Raw genomic sequence first — 20,321 nt, 5'->3', positions numbered from 1 at the left:
TCCTCGGCGCGCAAATCGATCCCGCTTACCGCCGTTCGTGGTCGCGCTACCGCCGGGCCTTGCGGGCAAAGAATTTGCTGCTCAAGGAGAGCCGGCCCCGCGACGCGGAAATTTTATCCTACGAGGATATCCTGGTCGAGCACGGCAGCGTGTTGATGGAGGCGCGCGCGCGCTTGATCGAGGAACTCGCCCCGCTTGCCGCCGAGGCGCAGCGGGCGGTTAGCGGCAAGGACGAGCCGTTGACGCTGAATTACCTCCCCGCCAGTGGCCCGGATTTGCGGGAGTCGATGCTGCAAGCCCGCGAACGCGAAACCCGCTTGCGTCAGGCGGTCGTCGGCCCGCACCGCGACGAACTGGACCTGCGAATCCACGGCATGCCCGCCGCCGATTTCGCCAGCGAGGGCCAGCAGCGCACACTCGCGCTCGCCCTAAAACTCGCGCAGGGGAAATTGCTCGAGCGCCGCGGCGGAAAACTGCCGATCTACCTGATGGACGACATCTTCGGCGAGCTCGATCCCGGCCGCCGCAACGCGCTGATGAACCACCTTCCGCCGCTCGCGCAGAAATGGATCACCACCACGCACCTCGACTGGATGCGGGAAACGCCGCAGCTCGGCGGACTCGGCCGTTTCCGCGTGAACGACGGCAACGTGTCTGACTAAATCCCGAGAACCGCCCGGTGAATGCGGCCGGGAGATTTCTTGAGAAACTGGCGGGCCAGCAACTCGAACTCCTCGGAAAGGTCGGTCAAATGGAGTTCCAGCGCGCCATCGCGGTCTGTCGGTTCTAGCAAATCCAGCCGCGTGAGTTCCTTTTTCAAATGCTCGGCACAAGTCGTCGCGGAGTCCACGAGGCGCACGTCCGCCGGCAAGAGCTGCTGCAAAACAGGGATCAGCAGCGGATAATGGGTGCAGGCGAGCATCAACGTATCGATTCCCTTCTCCACCAGCGGGTCCAAATAAGTCTTCAAAACCTGCCGCGTCGCCGGGTGGTCGATCCAGTTTTCCTCGATCAACGGAACCAACAGCGGAGTCGCCTGACCATGGATCATCAGGCCGGTTTTTCGCAGCGCGAGCGCATGTTGGTAGGCGTGGGAGCGGATCGTCCCGCGGGTCGCGATGATGCCGATGCGCTCGGCATTCGGGCAGGCGAGCGCGGCTTCCACGCCCGGCTCGATCACGCCGAGAATGGGAATCCGGTATTTCTCATGCAAACTCGGTAAGGCGTGCGCGGTCGCGGTGTTGCAGGCGACGACGATGGCTTTCACCCCGCGAGAGATCAGGAACCGCACGTCCTCGTCCGCGAACTGGCGGATGGTTTCGGGGCTTTTCGAGCCGTATGGCAGCCGGGCGGTATCGCCGAGATACAAAATATTTTCCGCCGGCAAAAGTTCCTGCACAGCCCGGACGACGGTCAAACCGCCGACACCCGAGTCGAAAAATCCAAGAGGCGCTGAATTCACTGGCGGGAGTGTGAACGCCCGCCCGCCGTCGCCAAGCGCAAAGCCAGCCACTTTCCGCTTCCCCGCCGCCATCCGCAGGGCTAGCCTCCCGCCGAAATGAGCAGCTGTGGGCCGAAAATGAAGATGGATCCGACTTTGCACCGGGACAAGAAGCCGGACTGGATCAAAGTCCGCTTGCCGAACAACCCGGCGTTCTGGTCCACCAAGTCGCTGATCACCGACTTGAAACTGGTCACCGTGTGCGAGGAAGCGCAGTGCCCTAACCGCTGGGAATGCTGGGGCCAAGGCACCGCCACTTTCATGATCGCCGGCGACAAATGCACCCGCGCCTGTGGATTCTGCGCCGTCAAAACCGCTAAGCCCGACGCGCTCGAATCCGACGAACCGCAACGCGTCGCCGAGGCCACCCGCCGGATGAATTTGCGCCACGTCGTCATCACCGCCGTCGCCCGCGACGACCTGCGCGATGGCGGGGCCGAGCATTTCAAGCAAACCATCGAAGCCGTCCGCCAAACGAATCCGGAGATCATCATCGAGGTGCTCGTGCCGGATTTCAACGACCGCGACTGGGCGCTCGCCATGGTGATGGAAGCCCGTCCGCACATTTTCAACCACAACCTCGAAACCGTCGAGCGCCTCACTCCGCTCGTCCGTTCGCGCGCCCAATACCAGCGCAGCCTCACCGTTTTGAAAAAGGCAAAAACCATGGTCAACGGCAAGGTCGCCACCAAAAGCGGCGTCATGCTCGGCCTCGGCGAGCGCCACGAGGAAATCCTCCGCGCCATGGACGACCTGCTCGCCCACGACGTCACTGTCCTTACGATGGGCCAGTATTTGCGCCCGACTCAGAAGCATCTTCCGGTCGTCGAATACATCACGCCCGATGCTTTCGACGAATACAAAGCCATCGCGCTCGCCAAAGGATTCCGCCACGTCGCCAGCGGCCCGCTCGTCCGCAGCTCCTATCATGCCGCGAATTTCCGCCCGGAACTCGATGTGCTTGAAGCAATCGAGGCCGACGTCCGCGCCGCCCGCGGCCTCGAACTCGGACCCGAGCACCTTCCCCTGCCCGCACCTCATCCGGGCCTGCTCAAAGCCATCGCCTGATCGTCATGCGCCACTGGTTGATCAAATCCGAGCCCGACGTTTTCGGCATCGACGACCTCGCCAAGGTCAAGCGCGAGCCGTGGAGCGGCGTCCGCAACTATCAGGCACGGAACTTCATGTGGAAGGAAATGAAACCTGGCGACCTCGCCCTGTTTTATCACTCGAACGCCAAGCCGCCCGGCGTGACCGGCGTCGCACGCGTCGTCGGATCGCCCTACCCGGACCCCACGCAGTTCGACGAAAAGAGCGAATATCACGACCCCAAGTCCAAACCGGAAAATCCCCGTTGGTGGCTCACCGATTTCGAATTCGTCGGAAAATTTCCTGAAATGCTGACACTCGAAGCGATCAAGGCGGACCCCGTGCTTTCGGAAATGATGGTCTGCCAGCGCGGCTCCCGGCTCTCGATCAACCCGGTCGATCCGCTTCATTTCAAGCGCGCCTGCAAGCTCGCCGGATGGAAGTCTTGATCCGGCCCTGAGCCGGGTTTAATATGGAAAACCGGGAGAAAAATCCCGCAACCTGCTCCGCTCGTATGGACGAAGACACCCCCATGGCATCCCTAACTGCGGTCTCCGAAGCATCGCCCGCCGCTTCCGCTTGGCGTGAGTGGATTAAAGAACACGGCCCGAAGCTGTTACTCTTCGCCTGCCAGCAAACCCGCTCCCATGGAGATGCGGAAGACGTCTTCCAGGACGCTCTCGTCAAGCTGGTGGAAAAAGTCCGCTCGGGCGAATTCGTCGGCGGCCAAGAGGCATGGCAACCGTATCTTTACACGACCATCCGCCGCCTCGCCATCGACTTGAGCCGCCGCGACGACCGCCGCAAACGCCGCGAGGACAACGTCGGCGCCGATGCCGAGACCGGCCAGTTCGACGCGTTCAATCCATGGTTCGAGAGCGATTCCTCGGACGACGAAACCCGCGACCAGCTCGAAAAAAGCCTCAAGGAACTGCCTCCGAAATTCGCCGAGGTCATCACCATGAAAATCTGGGGCGAGCGCACCTTCGCCGAGATCGGTGAAATTCTCGGAATTTCCCAAAACACGGCGGCCTCCCGGTATCGCTATGGACTTGAAGCTCTCAAGCGCAACCTGGCCAACGCCCGCCGCCGCGGCGACCTTTCGATCTAACTTCATACAGCAAGCCGTCATGACACCTGACCAGCCATCCCTCGAGGCGGAACTTCGCGACCTCCATGCGGCCACTCTCGACGAAGCCTTGCTCGCCCGGCTTGAAGCCGCCGCCGACGGAACGCTTACCCGGCTCAGTCCCGGAGAAATCCGTTTTGAGGAGCTTCTCCGCGAATCTTCACCGGCCAGGCTCTCACCGCGCTTCACGGCCAGCCTGGAATCCATCCTCAGCGAAGTCCCCTTCCCTGTGGACGGAAAGATCCTGCTGTTCCCGAAAGCGGCCGTCCGCGCGCGCCAGCCCCGCCCGATCTGGGGCGCGGCCGCAGCCGTGGCGTTGATTGGCGCCATCACCGCGCTGATGATTCCCGCTGGAAAGGCCCCTGTGAATCCAACCCGCCAAGTCGCCGTGACATCGCCGCCGGTCACGGCTCCCGCCAATCCGAATCTAGTTCCTGCCAGTTTCAACCGCGGGCTGAGTGAAGTCCACGATGAGGGGGTTGTCTGGAAATCCAACAACCAGCCGCACACCGTCGTCCGCGTGGTTTACAAAGACCTACTCACGCTCAAAGACACTAACGGAAGAACCTTCCAGGTCGAACAGCCGCGGGTCGAATACATGCTGGTCCCCGCGAAGACCGATTGAGCCGGAAATTTTCAAACAAAAATCCGGAACGCCTCCGATTCAAATTCATAAGCCATGAAGACTCACTCATTTCAATTCGTAACCGCCGGACTTGCCGCCCTGGCCATGCCTGCCTTCGCTCTCGAAGCGCCGGCGGACGACGCGCCGCCGCCAGCCGTCGCGGAACAAAAGGACGGCAAGCTGCCAGAGATCAAACTCCAGGCCGAAGCAATGCCCGCGCCCCAGGCACAAGCCGCCTTCCTCGGCGTGGTCTCCGGCGATGTCCCGGAAATGCTCGCCGGCCATCTCGATCTAAAACCCGGCGAAGGAGTGCTGGTTAGATCATTGGTGCCCGGCGGCCCGGCCGACCAATCCGGGATCACCGCCAACGACGTGATCCTCCGCGTCGCCGGCCGGGAAATCGGATCGCCTGAGGCGATTTCAAATCAAATCGCGACTCACCAGCCCGGCGACACCGTCACCATCGATCTCATCCACAAGGGCAAGCAAACCAAGCTCGAGGTCGCCTTGGGCGTCAGGCCCGCCGCGATTGCCGCCATGGAGCCACAACCCCTCGATCCGCGCAATCTCGAAGGCCTGCCCAAGGAACTCGCCGACCGCATCCGCCAGGCCATCGAAGGCAATCTCGGCGAAATGGATCTCAAGCTGGGAGATAACGGGCTGCAAATAGCCCCCCAGATGAAAGAAGCCCTGCGCGATCTCAAGAAGCGCATGGAAGACGGCATGGGCAAAGGCTTGCTCCAACCGGAAGCCGGCAACGGCCAGCCACAGATCCAGGGCGGGGCCACGGTTAGAATGAAGGACCAGCAGGGCAGCGTCGAAGTGAAATCCAAGGACGGCGGCAAGGAAGTCACCATCCGCGACCAGCAGGACAACGTCACTTGGAGCGGCCCGTGGGACACCGCCCAGGACCGGGCAGCAGCTCCTGACGACGTGCGCCAACGCGTGCAAAGCCTCAATCTCGACACCCATTTCAACGGCAACGGCCTGAGGTTGCAACTGAGGCCGAACGCCCAGCCGGACTTCCCCCAAGAATGACCATCACAACATTTTTCATGGAGATGGGTTCACACCCGCGTTCGGCAAGTGTTCGGGCGCGGGTGTGTTTTTTCCGGCGACGCGGGACTCACTGAAATCTGTGATTCCCAAACGAGGGAGGAAGGTGGCCCGAGACGGATTTGAACCGCCGACACGTGAATTTTCAATCCACTGCTCTACCGACTGAGCTATCGGGCCTTGATCTCCTGCACCCTTGGGGGCGGGGCGGCAGTAAGAGCGGCCACCGGGGCTTTGACAACCCGAAAATCGCTTATTTCGGCATTTTCCAACAGTGGCCCGGGATTCCTTGCGAAACCCTTCCCGCCCGGCTCGGGAAACCCCTGAGGCGCAACGACCTTGCTGGCGCTTCTGCATCCACGGAAAATGACGTCGGGACAACAAGGAACAAGGTCCCGATTGCCTCAGTCGGATCCAAAGCCTTTGCTCCGAGCCGGCCGCTTCGCTCCAAACATACCACCTAGCAGCAGACAGAGGAGGATGGCGAGCCAGGCGAATCCGCTGCCGCTGCGCTTCAGTTTGAGCGTGATGGACATCGGGCGCTGGCCGTCCACTTGCACGCTGCGGCCGAAGGTCAGGACGGTGCCCCGCTCCGGCAGCGTGATGTCGAGCGCTACCGGCGCGGGCTCGGCGGCGAGCTGCTGGGTGACGATGCGGTTGGCGATTTCCTTGAGCGCGGCGTTCTCGTCGGAGGTGTTGCCCTCGAGGAAACGGTCGAACTGTTTGGGATCGTAGTTGTAACCGCCGCGCAGGACGGGATACGCCTGGGCCGCCCGGTCGAGCTGGGCATTGTCGGCTTGCGGAATGGCGCTGCGGTTGTCGATCGCGAGCTTTTGCCTGCGGGTGTTGAGACCTAACACCGCCTGCTGGGTCTTGAGCTGGCGGAGCTGGACACGGGCGTCCTCGCCGGACGCGGCGTCGAGCTGGTTGCTGCGCACGGCGTTGCTGAAGGCCTGGCTGCCATTTTTCCTGAGCCCCGGGCGGGCGTCCGGTCATCGTCAGGTTGAACGTGCGCTTGCCGGTGGACTTGCTGGCCAGGTGCAAGGTGACGACGCGCTTGCCGTCCATCTGGCTTTCGGTCCAGTGGCTCAGCCCCTCGCCGGTAGCGGTCTCGATTTCCAATCCATCCGGCACGTCGAGTGCCAGGCGAAATACGCCGGAGCGGGTGATCGTGACGATGAGGTCCGTGGACACCACTAGCCGGTCGTCACCGAGCGAGACAAGTTGCCACGATTCCGCCCGCAGTTCGGGGGCGACCGCGGCGACCCTAACATGGGCAAAGACGTCACCCGAACCATAGCGAAAGGCGTTCTGCAGAAGGACCATCGGATTTCCCTCCGGATCGCGTGGCAGCAGGGTTTGATCAAAGTCCTCGGGATTGACCCGTGACAGCCCCTGGACGGTGATCGACTCAGGCTGCGCCTCGTCGCCGAAAGCCAGCGCGAGATAACCGATTTCCCCGGCCGCTCCTGCCACGCGGAGCGGTGCGAGATCCTGATTCAACGGCAACGTGCCAGTGCCACGCTGGGTTTCGATCGTGAAGTTGAACGCCCGGTCCTGCGCGGGCCCCACCGGCACCCGCAGCTCGTGCTTGTCCGGATAAAACCGCCACGAGCCGACAGGTCCATCGACGACATCGCTTACGGTGAATCCGTCAGGCACCGTCATCACCAGCGCCGAGACGCGGCCTTGCGCCGGGCGGATCGAAACCCGGTGCCTGCCATTGACCACGCCGGGTCTTGGCAGATAGAGATTGGACACTTCCGCGAAAAACCGGGTTTCCTCCGTGCTGACGTCGCGCTGTTTCGGGCGGGCCTGGATCAGAACGGGATCCGCCGGACCAAGGATCATTACCGCGCCACTTTCACGGGCGGCGAGCGGATCGAGTGTCGTGATTCTGGCCGCGCCCGGTGAGAAAAACTCCCAGCCGGGCTGGTCCCAGCGCAGCGTCACTTGCCGCATGGCCGCGGGACCACCGGGTAACAGCCAGCCTTTGTCGGGATCGGTGAGCGGCATTTCGAAGCTTGCCTTGCCGGTCATTCTTCCGGCTTTCTCAGCGATGATGAAATACGCGTCTTCATCCCCGACCCGGTCCTTGACGACACGCATTCCCCCTCCTTCGAATTTCCCAAGCACGGCAGGCGCTCGCAGTAACAGGAACCGGTCACCGGCATCGCCCCGCAGCGTGACGTCCAGCGTCCCGTGCAGGCGCCCTCCGTGGATTTGCCAGTTTATGGATCATCGACTCGGCCGGTTTCGCCGCGGGAGCGTTCTCAGCACGGGCGGTATCGCACGAGAAGCCTGCTAGGATGACGAGTGCGGCTGCCGCCTCGACGATCCCGGGCTTGCGCAAATCCCGGATTGCCTGGGAGATCCGGGGCAGCCACCAGATCAAGGCGACCAGTGCCGCGACCCCAAAGAAGATCGGGGCTCCACCGTGAATTAAAAGAAGCGACACGCCTATCAGCGCAACGCCGCAGGATTTCCACCAGTGGTCCCTCATAAACCACCCCCGGAGGACGATCATCGAGCCAAGCGCGAAAACGAGCCACGTCCCCCACCCCGTTCGCGCTTGCCACGGGGCCACGTTGCCAATCTCCACCGCCACATCGCTTCCGGCCGCCATCACCGGCACGGCATATTCGAGAACCGCCGAGCCCCTCCAACCGGAGACCGCGGCTGAGATGCCGATGCCGCCTGCAACCATGATGAAAGCAAACCCCAACAGCAGCGACAGGAACCGCGGCACTCCTGGCGTCGCCCAGATCCCGGAGAACACCGCGGCGATGCCTAACAAAATCAATCCTCCGGCAGGTCGCGGATTTCTGGCCAGCCACTTCCAGCCGTTTTCAGCCAGGCCGCTGCCTACCAGTTCCGCCGTGCCTCCGCGGGGGACAAGTTGCCGGCCCTCATCACCGGTGACTTTCCACTCGCCGATGACTACCGGTGCTTCCAGCCGTGGGGCGCCGAGCCTCACCACCGTGGCCTTCGCGCCGCGGGCGCCGTAGCGCAGGCTGACCTCCACGGCTTCATTCGGATCCGTCTTCAGCGGAAGCGGAATCAAAGTGGCATCGCCATCCGCGCGGGCATTCACCGTCTGGCCGTTCACCTTCGCCTCCCACAATGCCGCACCGACGGGCAGAATCGTCCGCAAGGCGCTGCGGCCGCGGGACTTCACGAAAAATCCGGCATCGGTGATCCATTCGCCGTCGCGTGAGATCTTGCTGGTGAGTTCGAGGAAATCAATGGCCTGCTCGACGGTTTCACCGGGATTGAACCACTCGACTTTCATCCCGATCTTGAAATCGCGAGCCGTATATTGCCACGCTGCCAGAGTCGGCGCGGTGCTGAGCAGCCGGAACTCCGCGGGCAACTCGCTCACATCGATGGCGAGCAAGGGACCCACACTAACAGGCTTCGGGAATTTCACCTGAAGCGGGCTGACTACTTGGACATAGCCGCGCTCCGCCTGCACGTCGAGCGGGCGGACGTCACCCGGTGTCAGCTCGCCGCCGCGCGCGCTCATCGGCTGCTCGAAGGTGAGCAGGCCGGTGCCGGTGCCCAGGACCGGACTCGATAGCGGAACAATCACGGTATTCCCTTCACGCCGCCAATCGCGGCCGACGTTCTGGCCGGTCACCTCGATATTCCCAATGCCATCGGGCACGGAGATCCTCCACTCGCTGGCAGGCGCGCCGACGACGAAATAGTTGATCAGCACGCTGCCATAAGCCGCGCCCGCCTTGAGCGAGTAGAGATGGAACACGTCCGCCTGGACGCTCTGGCCGAGCGCTTCAATGGTGAGCCCAACCTGCCAGTCCCCCTCCCGCAAGCGGAACGCCTGCTGGAGTCCTGCGACTTTCTTCGGGAAAAAGGTGACAGGCACCTCGGCGACGCCCGCTGTCTTGCCCGCGACCAGGCGATAGCCCGCCGCGGCGACAGCGCCGATGTAGCCGCGGCGGGATTTCGCGCCGGGAAATCCGAGGGCCTGGAGATTCCATGGGCCGGCCTTGGCTGCTTCGTTCTTCTCCAGCCGCACGCTGACCAGTTGGCGATTCATGACCGACTGTTTGAAAATGATCTTGAGGCGGCGCTTGCCATCCTTCACCTCGCCGGCCACGGCGTAGTCCGCCACCTGCGCGCCGGTGACCGACGCCACCGCGTGATCGGCGAAAATCTCCATTTCCCACTCGCGCAGCGGAGCCTCGCGGATGTCGAGCTCGAGGTCCACTGACACCCGGCGGTCGGTCTCCGCTAGTTCGTAGACAGTGACCTCGGTCACGCCGACTTCGGGCAAAACATAGCTGCTTGGGAAAGCCGCGATTTCGAGCACGGCGCTGCCATAGCCTACGAATTTGCGGGGCTTCGTGTCGCCGACGGGCATGAGCCCGTCCGCTTTGACCACCCGCAGCTCCACGCCGGGGTCGGTGGCGGCCGTGACCGCCAGCGAGAATCCGGTGGCGGGGCCCGGGCCGGGCAGAAGCAGGCTCGCCGCATCCCGGCCGATCTTGAGGCGGGTCTTCACCTGAACCCGAAAATTCGTTAGATCAGTGCCAGGCTGGAGGATCGGGCGCACGTCGAGAAACCGCGCGCCGCCCTCACCGAACCTCACCGAACCTCACCGAACCTCACCGAACCTCACCGAACCTCACCGAACCTCACCGAACCTCACCGACCAATCGCGCAGGCCCTCGCCGGTCACGGAGAAGAACAGCGGGGCTTCCTTCGGCTTGTCCCTCAACACCTCGCTGAGCGGGACAACCACGAAGCGCTTGTCAGGCTCCTCGGCGAAGGCGATTCCGACGAGCGCCATGAGCACAAGGATGCGTTTCAAAACAGTTTTCATGTGGACTGGTTTTCTATCACGACTTCCGGGTCGCGTGGGTAAAAGCTGTGTAAATTGGAGCGCTTACTCGTCTTTCATGATCGAGAGCTCCCGGATCACGCGCTCGGGGAATTTGGAACCTTCTTGAGTGACGTAGTCGTGGTCCCACCGCAAATGCACCAGCGCACCGGGTGTTAGCGTTGAAACAGCACCGTGGATCTCCGCGGAGACCTTCGGGTTTTTCAGGTTGTCCTCGATAAGGATCTGGAATTGCTCCTGCTTCGGGTCGCCGTATTCACCGGGCTTTTCGTAGCCGAGGTATTTGACGATGGCGAAGGTGGCGAGCTTGCCGGACTCGCCGCAACGGTCGGGGCAGAGGGACGTTAGTCCAAGGCATTGATGATCCTTCAAGCCCGTAAACCGCGCCACGGTATCATGGGAGGAAAGCAGCTGGCGCTCCTTCTTCGGCACGGGGGCCGCCTTTGCCTTCAGCTTTTTCTCCACGGCTTGCCGCCATTCCTTGGACCCGATGTCGGGTCCATGTCCGGCCTTGTCGCTGATTTGCAGCCGTCGGCCCAGGGCGGCCGCCCATTCATCACCTCCAATGTCGGGCCCGTGGCCCAGCTCGTCGGTGACCGGGTGGCGCTTCTCAGCCCACTTCGCCCACTCCATCCAATCCGCGGTAGGAGCTTCCGCGGCGACGACCGTCTCTTTTCCAGCGTCTTTCTCACTGCCTTGGATGGCAAGGATCGGCAGAAAAAGAGCCAGCAACAGGACCGGGCTAACATTCAGTTTCATGGATAACGTGGCTTTCATGGTTTGGTTTTTCAATCGTGGTTTCTGGCGCTCATCATTTCAAGGCGTCGATGACGCGGAGCATGTCGCCGACGCGGGGGCTGCCGGGGTAAAATTGCTTCACCTGCGAGGTCGGGCCGGCGAGTTGTTTGAAGTCGATGGCATCGGCAAGCGGGCCACCCTTGAGCTTTTCGGCAGCCAGCAGCGAGAGTCCGGCGAGCTGCATGGAAGGCGTGGCGCGGTCGAAGGCCATGGCTTGGGACTCGTGGGGAATCGTCCAGCCGCGCTCGACCATTTCCTTGCTGGCGGCGTCGCGGAAACGGACGCTGACCTCGCCGATCTCGCCGGTGCCATCGGCGAGCGGCTCGACTTGATAGATCGCGACTCCGGCTTCCTCCGCGGCGAGTTCGGCGGCATCCACGGCGTCGTTGCGGAAGTCCTCGGTTTTCAGGCGGTCCTTCTCGAAGCCAATGAGTTTGTATTTCCCGACGCGCTGCGGGTTGAAGTTCACCTGCACCTTGACGTTCTCGGCGGCGGGGCGGAAGGCACCGGCGAGCTGGCGGGCGAAGCTGTCGTTCTTCTCGTCGCCGACGACGTAGTAGCGGCCGTTGCCGTTGCGGGCCAGTTCGCTGAGCAGGCGGTCGTTCAGACCGTCCGCGCCAATGCCGGCGATGTCGAAGGCGAGGCCCTTCTGGCGGAACGCTTTCACCTGTTCTGCGAGGCGGGCGGGGTTGGCGTCGCCGAGGTTGGCAGCGCCATCGGTGAAAAGGACGATCCGGTTCTGCGCTCCTGCGAGCTGGTGGCGCTCCGCTAACTGTCCACCGAGTTTCATCGCTTCCTCCAAATTTGTTCCGCCTTCGCTGGCGGTTTGATTGACGAGTTCGCTGAGTTTCACGGCTTGGTCGCCGGTCATGCCGTCGGCGAGAAGGTGCGGGGTGCGGGAGAAGCCGATGACGGTGACGAGGTCGGCTTTGGTGAGCAGGACGCCGAGCTGGGCGAGGGCGTGTTCCATCGAAGCGCGGCGGTCCTCGCGGACCATCGAACCGGATTGATCGACCAGCAGCGTAAGGCGCAGCGGTTGCACGGCACTGCGGCCGACCGAGCCGGTGCGGAGGGCGACGCGAACGAGATTCCTGCCGGGAATGACCGGGTGGGCGGACTGCTCGATGGTGGCGGCGACCGGTTCGTTCGATGCCGGTGCGGGATCGCCGTAGTCCACGGCGTTGTAGAACTGCTCGGGCTTGATGCCGGCGGGATCGGGGCGTTCACCTTTGGCAAGAGCGGCTTTGGCGAGTTGGAACGAGGCGTCGCTGATGTGGAGGGAGAAGGTGGAGTAGGGATTTTCCGCGGCGGGGATTTCCTCCATCAGATTCACCAGTGCGGGCGCGGGTTCGTCAGGCGAGCTGAGGTCCACTCCTCTGAACAAGTATTCCGAGCTATAGCCTGTATGAATTTCATACTCGACGTTCCCACTGCTATTCTTGTCGCGAGCGTCTTCCAAAGAAGACGTGTCCCAGTATTTGTCAGCCAGCGCCAACTCCCCTTCTGCCGGCACCAAGAGTTGCGATACGGAAGCGACCTGCGACGGCACCTCCTCTCGGTGATGATCCTTTTCAGGCACAACCCTCGGCTTGGCAGCAGATCGCGAGTTGAGTTCTTTGTGTTTGGATTCGGATCGGGAAAGCGTTGGGGCGGAGCTCATCGACCGCCTCTCCTGTTCCGCCGGTGCCGGGAGAGCGGCGGGTTCCGCAGCAAAGGCAGAGCCACCAAGGGCGCGGCCACTTCCCAAACCACCGGACATGTCGTTGGCTGCGATCGGTGGCATCGCGTCCATGTCGGAGTCCTTGCCAAGTTCCGCCAAGGCGGCGCTTTGTGGAAGATCCGCGGGCTTTTCATTCCGCTGCCGCTCGGCGGATTGTTTCGCGAGTTGGTTTTGCTTGGCGCTTTGTTTGAGGCCCGCGTCCTTTTTGGACGCCTCGATTTGGTAGGTGCCATCCTCGCGCCGCGCTGATTCGGCGACGGGACTGGCGGGAGCGCTCATGGCCAAGCTTCCACCCGAGATCTTGGCGGCGATGGTTTGCTCGATTTGCTTGAGCTTGAGCGCTTGAAGAAGCTGTTGGTCGGATTCGAATTCCCGCTTGGCGTCGGCGTAGTCCTGGGCGTCGAGGCCGCGCTTGATGGCTACTTCGCGCGAGTCGTCTTTCATGGCCTCGACCTTTTTCAGGCGATCGGTGGTCATGTCCAACTGCGCCTGCAGGGTGCTTCTCAAGTTGACGACGCCCTCGTCCATCTGGCGCTTGGTCGCTTGCACTTGCTCGGCGGCGGCTTTCACCGTCGGGTGGTCATTGCCCAATCCGTTGGTCCTGGCGGACTCCAGTTGGCGCTTGGCGTCAAGATACTGCGGTTGGAGATTTCTGATGGTGTTGTCCGGTAAATCGAGCCCGGATGCGTAGGTCATCAATTGATCTCCGTCATATTTCAGAAGGCTGTTGATCTGGCTCTCCTTCTGCAATTTTTCCTGCTCGAGTTGATTGTAAGTTTGCAGAGCGCTGCGAGCGCCCTGATCCTCGTCCACGCCGGACTGGCCGTAAAAGGAGTCCTGTCCCTTGTAAATGATGCCTTTGGTTCTGACGATGGTGGCGAGGACCTTGCGGCGCTCCTCGACTTTGTCTTCCTGATCGCGGACCGCCTTGTTGAGTTCTTGGAGGGCGTGCTCGGAAGTCGCGTGAGGGGTAGTTGCCGTGTCGGTGGTCACGGCGATTTTCATGGGACTTATACGACCTATAGGACCTATGAGTCTGGCGACGACGAGCGTGAGAACCAGGCAGGCCGCGATCGCGAGGAACGCCCGCCGCCCGCTGTGACGGATGCGGAGTTCTTTCTCCGGTTCGAGCCGGGTGACTTTCTGCTTACCGAAGATTTCATCGAGGACCTCGCGTTTTTGTTCGGAAAGTTTCCACGAATGGTCCTTCTCAGCAGCTTCAACTTCGGTGAGGAGGCCGTGGAGGGCGCGCATGCGGCGGCGGAAGACGAGGAGTTCGGGGCGCTCTTCGCAGAGGCGTTGGAGCTCCGCGGCCTCGAAGGCGGAGGTCTCGCCGAGGACCCAGGCGACGATGCGCGCCTCGACGGATTCGTCGCCGACGGTCTCGAGTGGAGGTGGTGGTTCTTCGTTCATTTGAAGAGGGATTGACGATTGTTGATTGAGAATTTTTGATTGTTGATCTGGAAGAGATCAGCCCTCCGGGCTTTCCACGCCGAGGCGGCGGAGTGAGTCGGCTAGATTTCGCAGGGCGTGGTGGAGTTTGTAGCCGACATTGCCGACCGTGAGGCCGGTGCGCTGGCTGATTTGGTCGTATTTGAGGCCGTCGTGGTATTTGAGGGAAAGGAGGGCGCGGTCGTCTTCGTGGAGTTCGGCGATGAGGAGCTGGAGGGTGCCGATGGCATCGAGTTTGCCGAGGGCTTGCTCGGGATCGGGAGTCGGGCTTTCCCACTCGCGGTCGGGGTCCATGGGGGTTTCGCGCTTGTGGTCGCGGAGGTGGCTGAGGGCGAGATTGCGGGTGCAGCGGAAGAGCCAGGCCCGCGGGTGGGTGACTTCTTCCCAGTGGGCGTGGAGTTTGAGGAAGGCGTCCTGGACGATGTCTTCGGCGGTCTCACGCTGGCCGAGCAGGCCGTGGGCGTAGCGGAGCAGCACGGATTCCTCCGCGTCGAAGACCTGCCGGAGTGTGGCTTTTTGCTCCATGGTTGGTTGCGGCGGGCGGATGGAAATGACCGGATTGCGCCGGATTTCAGCCGTGGAGCGGGCGCTGGCGGTTCGGGTTTCCATGAATCGGCGGGTGCGGGGTCATGCTTTACGCTTATGAAGACACGGATGGCGGGATTTGCTTAGAAAAAAGTTTATGGAAAAATGAAGCGGCTTGTCATGCCGCGCGAAATTGCCCCACCCTCCGCCGCTCATGAGGCGCGTGATTATTCATACCGACGGTGGCTGCAAGGGAAACCCGGGACCGGGCGGATACGGGTCGGTGATGGTTTGCGGAAAGCACCGGAAGGAGCTTTCCGCCGGGTATCGCCTGACGACCAACAATCGGATGGAACTTCGGGCGGCGATCGCTGCGCTGGAGAGTCTGAGCGAGCCCTGCGAGGTGGAGTTGCACTCGGATTCGAAATACCTGATCGACGCGATTTCCAAGAAATGGATCGACGGCTGGAAGCGGCGCGGTTGGCAGACGGCGGACAAGAAGCCGGTGAAAAACCAGGATTTGTGGCTGTTGCTGCTGGGGGCGATCGGGAAGCACAAGATCCACTGGCGCTGGGTCAAAGGCCACGCCGGCCATGCGGAGAACGAGCGCTGCGACGAACTGGCGAACCTCGCAGTGGCGGGCATGAATCTGCTGGAAGACGCGGGATTCGAGGCCTCGCGGAGTTGATCCGGATTTCCATGAATGTTCACTTTGCTCCGTTTGAAAATTCGGCTAAAGGTGATTCATGAATTTGAGAACGATCGGCCTGCTGCTGGCATTCACCGCATTCCCCTATCAAGGAGCGTTCGCCCAGAAGCCGGTCCCGCCGCCGTCCGGCCCGCGCTTGCCGCTCGCGACGGTCTTTCAGGGCGAGTCGAAATTCCAAGCCATCGTCGCCAAGGCGGAGCGTGAGAACTGGCGCAACCTCCCGCTCGGCGAGCGGACCATCCGCGTGGCCCGCGAGCTGGTGGGCACGCCTTATGTGAATTACACGCTCGAAGTTGATGACCGGATCGAGTCGCCAGTGGCCAATCTCAAGGGCATGGACTGCTGGACGTATTATGAAAACTCGCTGGCTCTGGCCCGGATGCTTCGCTACAAGCCCGCGCCCTACAAGCCGCAGGACCTGCTGCACATGGTGGAAATCGAGCGCTACCGGGGCGGCGTCTGCACCGGGAATTACCTGAGCCGGATGCACCATCTCGAAGAGGTTTTCCACGACAACCAGAGCCGCGGCTACGCGACCAACATCACCTCGCGGATTCCCGGAGCCCAGAGACTCCAGCGCGAGATCAAGGAAATGACCGTGCAGTGGAAAGCCTACCGCTACCTGCGCACGAATCCGTCGCTGATCGAGCCGATGGGGAAAATCGAGGCGCAGGTCTCGGATCTGCCGGTCTATCACGTCCCGAAGTCCAAGGTCCGCAACGCGGAGAAATACCTCCAGAACGGCGACATCTGCGCGATCACGACGCATGGTCCCGGCGGCTATACCTCGCACGTCGGGATGATCATCAGGCTGCGGGACCGGGCCTATTTCGCCCATGCGACTTCCGACACTGACAAGGGGAGGATGACCGTGATCGACCGGCCGATCGCCGACTACGTCAACGGCGCTTCGAAACACGCCGGCATCGTCATTTGCCGGCCGAACGACGTGCCTCAGTCGCCGCTGTGGCAAAGCAACGTGGCGCGCCAGTAGGCCGCGCCGCCGGGTCAGGCTTCCACCGGATTTTCGCCGAGGCTCTCGGCGATGGACTTGATGAACTCGCCTGACTCCTTCTCGACTAACGGCCGTGCGAGCATTTCCTCGTAAATGTTAATATAGCGCCGAGCCACCTCCTTGTGGCTGAATTCCTTCTCGCTCACGATCATCACCCGGCGGATTTCCCGGTCGCGGATTTCCTGCGGCAGCGCGTAAAATTCCATGGCCTGGTCGATCGCCCAGCGGAACGCTCCCGCGTTGTAGTGGTCGAAACGGAAACCGTTGCCCGTCGAGCCCTCGACATCCAGCGGGTGAACCGTGTCGTAAAGCCCGCCGGTCGAATGCACCACCGGCAGCGATCCATAAAGCGGCGACGTCATCTGCGGCAGCCCGCATGGCTCGAACAACGAAGGCATCAGCATGAAATCGGAGGCGGCGTAGGCGAGACGGGAAAGCCGCTCCTCGAAATCAACGATCGCCACCCGCTCCCGCAGGTCGAAAGCCGAGACGATCTTGTCGATCCAGTGTTGGTGCGGACCGTTCGCGACGATGACCACCTGCAAGTCCTGATCCCAGTAATCCGAAATCAGGCTGTGGAGGATTTCCGTGAGAAGCTGGGGGCCTTTTTGCACCGGGTCGAGGCGGGACGGCCAGAAGAAGATCGGCGCGTTGACGTCCTGCTTGAGCTGGAGCTCGCGTTGCAGGGCGAGCTTGTTAGCCGCCTTGCCTTCGGCGAAATCCGCGACGCCGAAATTGCGGGCCAGCGCGTCATCCGTCAGCGGATTGTAGGAGGCGTCAGGCGCGTTGAGGATCCCTGCGGAACAACCGGCCGCATACTTGGAGCGGAGTTCGGCGCGCACCGAATCAGGCACCACCGAGTGCCAGCCCTCGACGATTTCCCAGAGGAAGCGCGGGCTCACCGTGTTGATGTAGTGGGCGGCGAAGATTCCGGACGTTAGAAGATCCACCGGCACGTGCGAGCGGGCGTGGTCGTAGTTGGCGGGAGGGCCGGTGAAATACAAATTCATCCAGAACTCCGCGGCATCGATCCCCGCCTCCTCGACCCGCGCCAGCGACACTTGCCGGGTGTGGATGTTATGCACGGTGAACAAGCACTTGATGCCGCGGCGCCGGGCCATCGCCGGGATCAGGGCGGTCATCCAGTCGTTGCAATGAATCAAATCCGGCATCACGCGCGGCACGATGTGGTTGATCAGCTCGCGCTGGAACACCAACGCGATCCGCATCGATTCGTCGGAGTGATTGCTGTAAACCTCGTCGCGATAGTAGAAAATCCGGTCCTCCGCCAAGTGGATGTGCGCTTCCGGCAGGACTTCGTGGTATTTCCTCAACTCCTTCTCGTGCAGGCTGAAAATGTCGCCATGGAACATCCGCCGGTAGTTCGGCATCGCCACGTGGACGTCCGCTCCCAGCTCGAACAGCGCGGAAACGAGCGATGCGGAAACATCCGCCAGGCCTCCCGCTTTCGCCGACATCCGTTGCGCCATGTTCCCCATGCCCGAGGGCAAATAGGTGATCTCCGGCGTGACAATGAGGATTCGCGGCTTGGCTGGCTTCGGCTTGGGTTTGGCTGACATCGGTCGGAAAATTCAGTGCTATGACTCTATCCGCGCCGATCTTGGCGGGATTTCCAAACGACCGCCAACCCAAACTTTCCAAATTCCGGATTTATTTCCATGTTCCGGCCGCGCGGGAAAACGACTCGACACCCGCCTCCGACAGATGCCGGATGCAGAATTGCGACCACGTTTCCAAGCGCTCGAACAACGCCCCGTTGAGATCCGCAAGCGGCGTGAAACCCAGATCCGTGAGCGCGTCCTCCCGCGAGTTCACCGCGTCGGATTTCAAATCCACCACGTGGACGATGCCCAGATGGACCTGGCCCACCGGATTCGACTCGTCATTGAGCAGGGCGATGATCCGGTGCTCGTGCTCCTCGGGAAGATCGAGCTCCTCCTCGATTTCGCGGGTCACCGCCGCATGATAGGCGTCCGATCCCGTGCGGCCGCCACCAGTATCGACCGGGTTGACATGACCGCCGACGCCGACGGAAATCTTCGCGTGAAGCCGGCTTTCGCCGCCGGATTTCCCGCGGGTGTAGTGAAGGATGCGATCGCCGCAGCGGAAAATGCAGTAAGGAATCAGCTGCTTGTGGCTCGGGTCGTTTTCCGCCTCCGCCCGGTCCATGAAAAAGTGGTTCGCGGGATCGAGCAAACGACCGACCGCGGCATCCAGCCCCGCCGTCCGGATTCCTTCAAATGCTCCGATTTCATCCAACAGCGCGCGCGGCACCACCAACACTTCCTCTCCTCCATACTTCGACATGGCGGCAATCATAAGGGCCCAAGCCACTTCGCCAAGCCTTCATCGGGACGTTTGATGTGCCAAATAATACCGACATCTTGAGATTACGTCATCACGTGATTCCGAATGGCCGGATTTGTGACATGATCCCATTTGTCAGCCGGTTACCCCAACCTCTGACAATCCCCCACCCCAATCCCCCCCTGCTATGCCCCCCCCCCTTGGCTTCCTGAGGATTCTTGGCTGCATCCATGCGATTCTCGCGCTCCACGCGAAAGCCCAGAACACCATCACTTACCTCGACCTCGTTGACCCGTCGGTGACAGAAGTGACTATCGGGGCCGGAAAATTCCGTGCGGAAACCTTGCCCGGAACCTCTGGCACCGGAAACTTTGACACCTTCCTCAAGCTCAACGGAGTCCCGACGGAGCAAGGTTACAATACCTCCGCCAGCGGCGTGATGGACAACGTGAACGGCCAATGGACCCACGACCTGACCGTCGGCGATATGTCAATCGTGCAGGACCTGACTGGGCGCTACTTGATTGCGGTCGGGATGGACCTGAACGAGCCAAACTCCGCCGAAGCTCGCTACCAATCCTTGGACGCGTTCCAAATCTATGTTTCCCCGAACGGCTCCCAGAACACGAACGACCCGACGCAGTTGGGAACCCTGATTTTCAACATGGACGCCGTCCGGGACAACGCGCTCTTGCTGGACGTGAACCGCAATTCCTCCGGCGGCAGCGGTCGCTCGGATCTCAACATCTATCTGGATCTCGCGTTGTTCGACCGGGTCAAACAAAGCGACTTCATCTATTTCTACGTGCAAATGGGCAGCGTCGGCATGGGCGAGGCTCCCCAGTATCCAACCCTGAGCTTCGCCAACGACGGCGGCTTTGACGAACTTCGCCGGGACTACAGCCTCAAATCAGTGGCCTCCATTCCAGAGCCATCGACCGCACTTTTGACCATCCTCGGTGCGCTCGTAGTCCTCCGCCGCAGGCGCTGAATGATCCGATCCGCGGACAAACCCGGAAATCGCGAAATTTTCCAAAAATCGTCTTGCCCACCCGGAGGTCCGCGAATAAACCTCTGCCCCACCCGAAAGGGGCGTTAGCTCAGTTGGTAGAGCACTTGCATGGCATGCAAGGGGTCAGCGGTTCGAATCCGCTACGCTCCACCACTCTTATTTTCAAAGAGTTACGGTAATTTAACGGGTCGGACATCCCCTAAAGTAACCCCTATTTCATTGCGGGCCTCTTTTCACATTTCGAGTCTCAGGCGGGTTCGCCAATAGCATTCCTCAGTCTCAGGATGCTGCGAATTAGTTCCAAGGTCGCAGGCTCAAACGTTACTCCAACAACTACCCCCAGCGCCTGTGTGTCGTGATGGATAATCTGAACACTCACAAAGGCGAACTGGGGAAGAGGATTTTTTTTCGTTAAAATGTTAAAATCGATTGGTGCTGGTTGATCGGGCGATGTTCCGACATCGCCTGTTTGAACAAACGTTTCAAATCAACCAACAC

Annotated in this window: 18 protein-coding genes and 2 tRNA genes; 10 read left to right on the top strand and 10 right to left on the bottom strand. The window is 61.6% G+C overall.

Annotation, left to right across the window (positions count from 1 at the left end; translation table 11 throughout):
- Positions 1-662, top strand: a 662-nt coding sequence (recF, locus tag AC4DF4_RS12205; protein WP_490048385.1) for a DNA replication/repair protein RecF, incomplete at its 5' end; no start/stop codon positions are given.
- Here recF and murI read toward each other — a convergent pair.
- A complete protein-coding gene (murI, locus tag AC4DF4_RS12200; RefSeq protein WP_490048384.1) occupies positions 659-1,462 on the bottom strand; it encodes a glutamate racemase in 804 nt (267 codons plus the stop codon). The two genes, recF and murI, sit on opposite strands and share 4 nt — an antisense overlap.
- Before the next feature lie 123 nt (positions 1,463-1,585).
- On the opposite strand from murI, the gene lipA reads away from it, so the two are divergent.
- The 5 genes from lipA to AC4DF4_RS12175 all read left to right on the top strand — a co-directional run bounded on the left by lipA (position 1,586) and on the right by AC4DF4_RS12175 (position 5,382).
- Positions 1,586-2,569 (top strand): lipoyl synthase, encoded by a 984-nt coding sequence (gene lipA / locus AC4DF4_RS12195; protein WP_490048383.1) that lies wholly within the window; start codon positions 1,586-1,588, stop codon positions 2,567-2,569.
- Positions 2,570-2,574: 5 nt separating this feature from the next.
- On the top strand, positions 2,575-3,039 hold the full coding sequence (locus AC4DF4_RS12190) for an EVE domain-containing protein (protein WP_490048382.1): 465 nt from the start codon (positions 2,575-2,577) through the stop codon (positions 3,037-3,039).
- A gap of 83 nt (positions 3,040-3,122) precedes the next feature.
- Positions 3,123-3,701, top strand: coding sequence for an RNA polymerase sigma factor (locus AC4DF4_RS12185; protein WP_490048381.1), 579 nt, complete (start codon positions 3,123-3,125; stop codon positions 3,699-3,701).
- Positions 3,702-3,720: 19 nt separating this feature from the next.
- Positions 3,721-4,344, top strand: coding sequence for a hypothetical protein (locus AC4DF4_RS12180; protein ID WP_490048380.1), 624 nt, complete (start codon positions 3,721-3,723; stop codon positions 4,342-4,344).
- Between the two features lie 54 nt (positions 4,345-4,398).
- Positions 4,399-5,382, top strand: coding sequence for a S1C family serine protease (locus tag AC4DF4_RS12175; protein ID WP_490048379.1), 984 nt, complete (start codon positions 4,399-4,401; stop codon positions 5,380-5,382).
- Between the two features lie 125 nt (positions 5,383-5,507).
- Here AC4DF4_RS12175 and AC4DF4_RS12170 read toward each other — a convergent pair.
- From AC4DF4_RS12170 to AC4DF4_RS12140, 7 genes are all read right to left on the bottom strand, one after another.
- A tRNA-Phe gene (locus tag AC4DF4_RS12170) sits at positions 5,508-5,580 on the bottom strand.
- A gap of 224 nt (positions 5,581-5,804) precedes the next feature.
- Complete coding sequence (locus AC4DF4_RS12165; protein WP_490048378.1) at positions 5,805-6,338, bottom strand: hypothetical protein; 534 nt, start codon at positions 6,336-6,338, stop codon at positions 5,805-5,807.
- A gap of 1,226 nt (positions 6,339-7,564) precedes the next feature.
- Entirely contained in the window at positions 7,565-9,925 is a 2,361-nt protein-coding gene (locus tag AC4DF4_RS12160; RefSeq protein WP_490048377.1) for a hypothetical protein, read from the bottom strand.
- Between the two features lie 123 nt (positions 9,926-10,048).
- Entirely contained in the window at positions 10,049-10,246 is a 198-nt protein-coding gene (locus AC4DF4_RS12155) for a hypothetical protein (protein WP_490048376.1), read from the bottom strand.
- Between the two features lie 63 nt (positions 10,247-10,309).
- Positions 10,310-11,041, bottom strand: coding sequence for a hypothetical protein (locus AC4DF4_RS12150; protein ID WP_490048375.1), 732 nt, complete (start codon positions 11,039-11,041; stop codon positions 10,310-10,312).
- Positions 11,042-11,075: 34 nt separating this feature from the next.
- On the bottom strand, positions 11,076-14,195 hold the full coding sequence (locus AC4DF4_RS12145; protein WP_490048374.1) for a YfbK domain-containing protein: 3,120 nt from the start codon (positions 14,193-14,195) through the stop codon (positions 11,076-11,078).
- 57 nt (positions 14,196-14,252) lie between these two features.
- Positions 14,253-14,843: an RNA polymerase sigma factor gene (locus AC4DF4_RS12140; protein WP_490048373.1), complete on the bottom strand. Its 591-nt coding sequence runs from the start codon at positions 14,841-14,843 to the stop codon at positions 14,253-14,255.
- A gap of 130 nt (positions 14,844-14,973) precedes the next feature.
- On the opposite strand from AC4DF4_RS12140, the gene rnhA reads away from it, so the two are divergent.
- Positions 14,974-15,447, top strand: a complete 474-nt coding sequence (rnhA, locus tag AC4DF4_RS12135) for a ribonuclease HI (RefSeq protein ID WP_490048372.1) — start codon at positions 14,974-14,976, stop codon at positions 15,445-15,447.
- 58 nt (positions 15,448-15,505) lie between these two features.
- Complete coding sequence (locus AC4DF4_RS12130; RefSeq protein WP_490048371.1) at positions 15,506-16,462, top strand: N-acetylmuramoyl-L-alanine amidase-like domain-containing protein; 957 nt, start codon at positions 15,506-15,508, stop codon at positions 16,460-16,462.
- 14 nt (positions 16,463-16,476) lie between these two features.
- On the opposite strand, the gene AC4DF4_RS12125 is transcribed toward AC4DF4_RS12130, so the two are convergent.
- Positions 16,477-18,063: a glycogen synthase gene (locus AC4DF4_RS12125; protein WP_490048370.1), complete on the bottom strand. Its 1,587-nt coding sequence runs from the start codon at positions 18,061-18,063 to the stop codon at positions 16,477-16,479.
- Positions 18,064-18,154: 91 nt separating this feature from the next.
- The gene (locus AC4DF4_RS12120; RefSeq protein ID WP_490048369.1) at positions 18,155-18,811 is read right to left on the bottom strand and encodes a hypothetical protein; all 657 of its coding nucleotides are present in this window, start codon (positions 18,809-18,811) and stop codon (positions 18,155-18,157) included.
- A gap of 187 nt (positions 18,812-18,998) precedes the next feature.
- Here AC4DF4_RS12120 and AC4DF4_RS12115 point away from each other — a divergent pair, with 187 nt between their 5' ends.
- Positions 18,999-19,802 carry a PEP-CTERM sorting domain-containing protein gene (locus tag AC4DF4_RS12115; RefSeq protein ID WP_490048368.1) on the top strand — a complete coding sequence of 268 codons (804 nt, stop codon included), beginning with the start codon at positions 18,999-19,001 and terminating at the stop codon, positions 19,800-19,802.
- 98 nt (positions 19,803-19,900) lie between these two features.
- Positions 19,901-19,976, top strand: a tRNA-Ala gene (locus AC4DF4_RS12110).
- Positions 19,977-20,321 lie beyond the last annotated feature (345 nt).

The organism is Luteolibacter sp., from assembly GCF_058122085.1.
Note: the sequence above shows the minus strand (reverse complement) of the source record. Positions and strands in the feature narration are given on the sequence as shown.